This is a genomic window from Caballeronia sp. M23-90 (assembly GCF_053574605.1).
In genome coordinates, this window is record NZ_JBSIPA010000465.1 from 1 (window position 1) to 5,075 (window position 5,075).

Genomic DNA, 5,075 nt, shown 5'->3' on the forward strand with positions numbered 1-5,075 from the left:
TGGCCGGCCGCGCGCCGCTGCCTGCTCACGCTCGTCGATCTCGGCTATCTCGCGCACGACGGCAAGTTCTTCACGCCACTGCCGCGCATGCTCAGACTGGGCAGCGCGTACCTCAGCACGTCGTCGCTGACGCAGATCGCGCAACCGCTTCTCACGAGTGCGCGTGACGAATTGCAGGAATCGGTCTCGCTGGCGGTGCTGGACGAGGGCTATTCGGTATTCATCGCGCGCGCGGAGGCGGTGAGAATCGTGTCGACCGGCGTGAAACTGGGCGGCAGACTGCCGGCCTATTGCTCGGCGACCGGTCGCGTTCTGCTGTCGGGTTTGTCGGAGGAGGAGATTCGCCGTCGTCTCGACGCGACGCCCATGAAGCATCTGACAACACGCACGCTCGCAACCACAGAGACCGTATTGCGGGCCATCGCACTCGCTGCGCAAAACGGTTATGCGATCAGCAACGAGGAACTCGAAATTGGCATGTCCGCAATGGCGGTGCCGGTGAGAAATCGCAGCGGTGCGATCGAGGCCGCGGTCAGCGTGAGCGTGTTTTCCGGACGGGTCAGCGTGGAGACCCTGGAGGAGAAGTTCCTGTCTGTTTTAAAGGCTGTCGCAGCGCGTCTGCAACGCGCACTTTAGCCAACGCGTTTCAGGACCGGTTGGAATCGACGCCATCGTTCAGATGTAAGCGGTGTTTTCTGCACACTTCGGAGGAAGCATGGCGAACGGCGCTCCGCTAAAACGGCATATCGTCGAAGCGCGGCGTGGCCAATGACCGCTTCACCATCTTTAGCCAGTCCTTCAGTTGCTTGATGTCGTCGAATACGAGCAGGTCATGTTCAAGGGCGTCGAGGCTCTCCTGCAGCGAGAAGATATCAGCGGCAAGATTGCGCATGATGGTGCCGGGCGACACGTCGATGAAGGGCGGAATTCCGTAGCTGTGCTTGAATCCGTTCTCGACATGCAGGATTTCGTGGTCGAGTTCACCGAGCTGTTCCTTCAGAATCTTGTTGTAGTGTTTCAACCGGTCTTCGCCGATGTTGTTGATGACGCTCTGGTCAATGTGTTCTAACTCCAACTGCAACTCAAGCAATTGCAACAGGCTATTTTTGCTATACGCCTGATTGGCCCTCTGCATCAAGGTGGTCTTGCGCTCACGTTCCTGCGGATCGGTCTCGCGGTCGGGATGCAAGGCGCTGGCCAGTTTGCGATAGACCTCACGGATCGATAAGCTCAGTTCGGCCTGCTCGACTTGTTCTCGTGCCTCTGCTGCGAGTTGCCTAGGCGTCTTTTTTCGTTTGGCGCGGCGCGCTTCCCGAGCCTGGTTTTCGAGTGCATCTTGTGCCTGCATCCGTTCCATTTGCGCATGGGCACGCTGCAGTACATCCTCGGGAGAACTTATATCAACGTCGTCGCCAAGCTCGACCCCGAGCATGGCCTCAAGCACCGATTTCATGTCGTCCAACTCGGCGGCAGCTTCACTGTCAAAGTCAGATTCGCTATACCGGTTGTAAATCGTTTTAAGCTCCGGATCGTCGCTTTGCGCGACCAGCTCAACTGCCAGGTCGCTGATCAGGTCTGCAATCGTGCGTCGCTCGGATTTGGTCAGCCCCTTCTGAGCGTACGCCTGGTCCAGGCGATGCACGAGCTTGGTCCGCAAGTCGCTGGAAGTTTGCTCAAGGGGAGCGAAATCGCTTACGTATTTCCGATGGAAGGCAGGCATTGCAGCCTCCCAGGCACTCAGTCTGGCGCGTCGCTTTTCAATCTGCTTGATAAGCGTGTTGAACGCCTTTTGCCCTTTCGACAGATTAGACTTGCTATGGTCGGGAGCAATGCTGATGGATCTGAGATTTGGCCTGGTCATGGGATGATTTCCGCTGGTTGATGCGAGAACGAGCACGCCGCTATTTTAGCCGAGGCCGCGTTTGCACCGCGCTGGCGCCCGCGTTGCGATAGCGAGCATGCCTACGTTGCCGATCGATGATCGACTTATGCCACGGGCTCGTGGAGAACGCGGATTGGATCCCAGATCGGGGTGCTTCACGGGTGGGTTGAAGCGAGCTGCACTCGTTTGGCGAAGTTAAACGGCAGCAGGTCGCTGATGTCAGCGTCCGATGCCCGTTGTGGCATCTCGGTGAGCACGTGATGTAGATACGCATAGGGCTCGACTTTGCAGGCCCGGCAAGTCAGCACGAGGCTATAGACAATGGCGCTCGCCTTCGCGCCTGCAACTGTGTCAGAGAAGAGCCATGAATTTCTCGATGTTGCCATTGCCCGTTCATTCTGCCCATATCGGGCAGGAAGTTGAAGTCCACTATCGTTGGCACCCGCTGTATGGGCACCGCGTCAAGGTTAGAGATGTCGAGCAGCGCGGCGGAAGCCGAGTAGTCCACATCGATGCCGGATGCGGTACGATCAAGATGATTGCTGGGTGGATGCTGGATGCTGCCGTGTGTTCATCCATGAAGCTTGGTGACCCGAGAGTCACCGTGATGGCGCTGCGCAATCTGCACCAGTTGCTTGTTGATCAGCATTTGCGAGGAAACTCACCGGACGATTCCACCATCGTCCGGGAGAAGCGCAATGGGCAAGCTGCCAAACGTCGTTCCAGCAAGTCTGCAGTCGTTGCAATCGATACCGCGCCAGATGAACATGACGTTCGACGCCGTCGAGCTTCAGGGGATGAGCGCGGTACAACGCGCAAGGGCAATCACCCATCTGGCGAGCCTGCTGATGCAGGCCGCCGGCGTCGCCACGCCAAAGGAGCATAACGATGACGAATGTTGATCGTTTACCTGAGCTCCTTCTCAAACGCAAAGCAGTTGTTAAGGGAAGCCGTTAAAAAGGCTGGGATGTTCGTTGCCAAGGCCACGTAACACGTCGCCGTCCAATCCACGGAAACTGGCATTGTGCGAGCTCGTGAAATTCCTGGTTCAACAACGCGACGCGCAATTGCACGACACTGTGTGCCCCCACGCGACTCCAGCGCATATGCTGGCTCTTGCACATTCGGCGGCCAACGATTCGGTTAATTGACGATTCGACGAAGCAGGTGGAGATCCGCCCTCCCGCAAGTTGCCATGTGCGAAAGTCGATCAGCGACTCAACGTTACTGTTGAGATACGTGACCACATTCGAGAGGCTATAGCTCACTTTCCTGACTTGCCTGCTCACTGCGGGATCTCGTTTCTCACGCAGATCAAGCAAGCGAGCGAGTCTAGCTGCAAACTGTCGCCAGGCCACTGTGCATCCGACCCAAACGTAGTGACGGAAGCGGACAAAAAGATCCCATAGTTCAAAAGCTGACCCACTGTCCGTGAGTCGCTCATATGCCAGAGGTGCGATAAGTGTTCACGAAAATTTGATTTGAAACTTTGAACCGAATCCGTCGAGTAGTTTTCCGATCTCGGCATCGATGGTCTCCTTCGTCCAGGAAACGAAACGTCGCCAGTGATACTTGGCGTGCTTCCAGAGGATCTCGATGAGATTGAGCTCGGGGCTGTAAGGCGGCAGATAGAACAGCACCATGCGATGTTCGAGAAACCAGCGGTCGATGGTTTCCTTATCGAGGTTGTGATGGATTGAGGCATTGTCAAGGACTACTACGGTTGTCAGACCGGGTGTGCTCTCCCGGGCGATCCGGTCAAGAAACTGCACGACGTCGAGGCGTTTAATCGTCGCCTTGCTGGCGCGATAGGTCAGTAGGTTGGCACCGAAATCCAGTGCACCGAGGACGGAGCGTCTGCAATGCGGTTGTGGGAAGACACGGTGCGGTTCGCCGATGGGCGACCAGCCGCGCTGCACCGGGGGCGAAGCACTGAACCCGGACTGATCGAAATAGAACAGCTGGCACGCTCCGTCGAGTGCGGCCTGCTGTAGCTTCGCGAGGGTGGCGGCCTTCACGGCGAACTCCTCGGGGTTACGTTTTTTTTCAAAGAATATCGGCCACGCTTGTAGGAAAAACCGGCCCGCTTGAGCGTGCTCGACAAGGTATCGAGGCGGCAGGGAAAAGGCACACCATGTGCTTCTTCGACGCGCTGCGCAATCTGCTTGAGGGTCATCGATTCGGCGCCGGCCGCCTCGATGGCGGTGGCGATCATGGCTTCAGACAACGAACGGGGACGCCCGCCCTTATGACCGACCAGCAGTCCACAGATACCGGATTCGTGCCAGGCGTGCGCCCAGTTGTAGAGCGACTGCCCGCTCACGCCGAGCTGCAAGGCGACCTCGGTCAGCTTGATCTTGCGCCCAAGCATCATCACGCCTGCCGCCCGGATGCGCATGTCGCGATGCTGGTGGTTCAACGACATCTGGTGCAAGGTCTTATCCTCGGCTTCGCTCAGCTCTACAACACACTTCATCGGGTGCTCCGGCGCAATGGGTCCGCCGAAGTTAACAAAATTCAAACGCGTTTACCAGCGACATTTAGCCTGCTCAATGCGTCGCAACATCCGTCCGATGTGCGCCCAATCGAGAATCCACTCATTATGACGTTGCCCGCGAATTTCGGATCCCTTAACTGAGTGAGATTATGCCACCCGTTGGTTCTGGGCAGCGTACCAGTCCCGCTCGAACTGCATCGGACTGACGTAGCCCAACGTCGAGTGCAAGCGCGAATGATTGTAGAAGCTCAACCAGTCGATTACCTCGTCCATCGCTTCGCGACGCGTTGCAAAGCGCTGGCCGAGGATGCGTGCACGCTTGAGCGATCCCCACAGGCTTTCGGTCGGCGAATTGACGCGTCCCAGCAATTTCCCTTGCGGCTCATCGAACTGCGCATGCCGTAGCCTTTGAGCAGGTCCTGGAAGTCATGACTGCAATACTGCCACGGTCACTGTGGAGGATCAGGCCCGCTTGCGGACGGCGGCGAAACCACGCCATACGCAGCGCATCAGACACCAGCTGCGTGCGCATGTGCGGCTGCATCGACCAGCCCACCACCTGACGGCTAAACAGGTCGAGAATGACGGTCAGAAACAGCCAACCCTCGTCCGTCCAGATGTACGTGATGTCCGTAGTCCAGACCTGGTCGGGACGCGCGGGAGAGAAGTCTCGTTGCAGCAGGTCCGGTGCGACCG

Annotated in this window: 5 protein-coding genes and 3 pseudogenes; 2 read left to right on the plus strand and 6 right to left on the minus strand. The window is 57.7% G+C overall.

Annotated features, from left to right (window positions below):
* On the plus strand, nucleotides 1–636 hold a 636-nt coding region (locus tag ACRXB1_RS30015), incomplete at its 5' end, for an IclR family transcriptional regulator domain-containing protein (protein WP_449494106.1).
* A 97-nt stretch (nucleotides 637–733) separates the two neighbouring features.
* On the opposite strand, the gene ACRXB1_RS30020 is transcribed toward ACRXB1_RS30015, so the two are convergent.
* Together ACRXB1_RS30020 and ACRXB1_RS30025 are read right to left on the minus strand one after the other, a co-directional pair.
* Nucleotides 734–1,861 (minus strand): molecular chaperone DnaJ, encoded by a 1,128-nt coding sequence (locus ACRXB1_RS30020; RefSeq protein WP_449494107.1) that lies wholly within the window; start codon nucleotides 1,859–1,861, stop codon nucleotides 734–736.
* A 176-nt stretch (nucleotides 1,862–2,037) separates the two neighbouring features.
* Nucleotides 2,038–2,274, minus strand: a pseudogene (locus tag ACRXB1_RS30025) (transposase domain-containing protein); the annotation flags it as partial.
* On the opposite strand from ACRXB1_RS30025, the gene ACRXB1_RS30030 reads away from it, so the two are divergent.
* Nucleotides 2,247–2,768, plus strand: coding sequence for a hypothetical protein (locus tag ACRXB1_RS30030; protein WP_449494108.1), 522 nt, complete (start codon nucleotides 2,247–2,249; stop codon nucleotides 2,766–2,768). The pseudogene ACRXB1_RS30025 and the gene ACRXB1_RS30030 overlap by 28 nt on opposite strands.
* A gap of 67 nt (nucleotides 2,769–2,835) precedes the next feature.
* Here ACRXB1_RS30030 and ACRXB1_RS30035 read toward each other — a convergent pair.
* From ACRXB1_RS30035 to ACRXB1_RS30050, 4 genes and pseudogenes are all read right to left on the minus strand, one after another.
* A pseudogene (locus tag ACRXB1_RS30035) lies at nucleotides 2,836–3,342 on the minus strand (ISKra4-like element ISBusp5 family transposase); the annotation flags it as partial.
* A 6-nt stretch (nucleotides 3,343–3,348) separates the two neighbouring features.
* Nucleotides 3,349–3,900, minus strand: a complete 552-nt coding sequence (locus tag ACRXB1_RS30040) for an IS630 family transposase (protein WP_449494109.1) — start codon at nucleotides 3,898–3,900, stop codon at nucleotides 3,349–3,351.
* The gene (locus tag ACRXB1_RS30045) at nucleotides 3,897–4,403 is read right to left on the minus strand and encodes a helix-turn-helix domain-containing protein (RefSeq protein ID WP_449494110.1); all 507 of its coding nucleotides are present in this window, start codon (nucleotides 4,401–4,403) and stop codon (nucleotides 3,897–3,899) included. Before ACRXB1_RS30045 ends, ACRXB1_RS30040 begins: the two co-directional genes overlap by 4 nt.
* 123 nt (nucleotides 4,404–4,526) lie before the next feature.
* Nucleotides 4,527–5,075, minus strand: a pseudogene (locus ACRXB1_RS30050) (IS3 family transposase); the annotation flags it as partial.

Excerpts from the sequence above, each read along its gene's own strand:
- ACRXB1_RS30020 (WP_449494107.1), bottom strand. The coding sequence starts at position 1,861 with ATGACCAGGCCAAATCTCAGATCCATCAGCATTGCTCCCGACCATAGC.
- ACRXB1_RS30030 (WP_449494108.1), top strand. The coding sequence starts at position 2,247 with ATGAATTTCTCGATGTTGCCATTGCCCGTTCATTCTGCCCATATCGGG.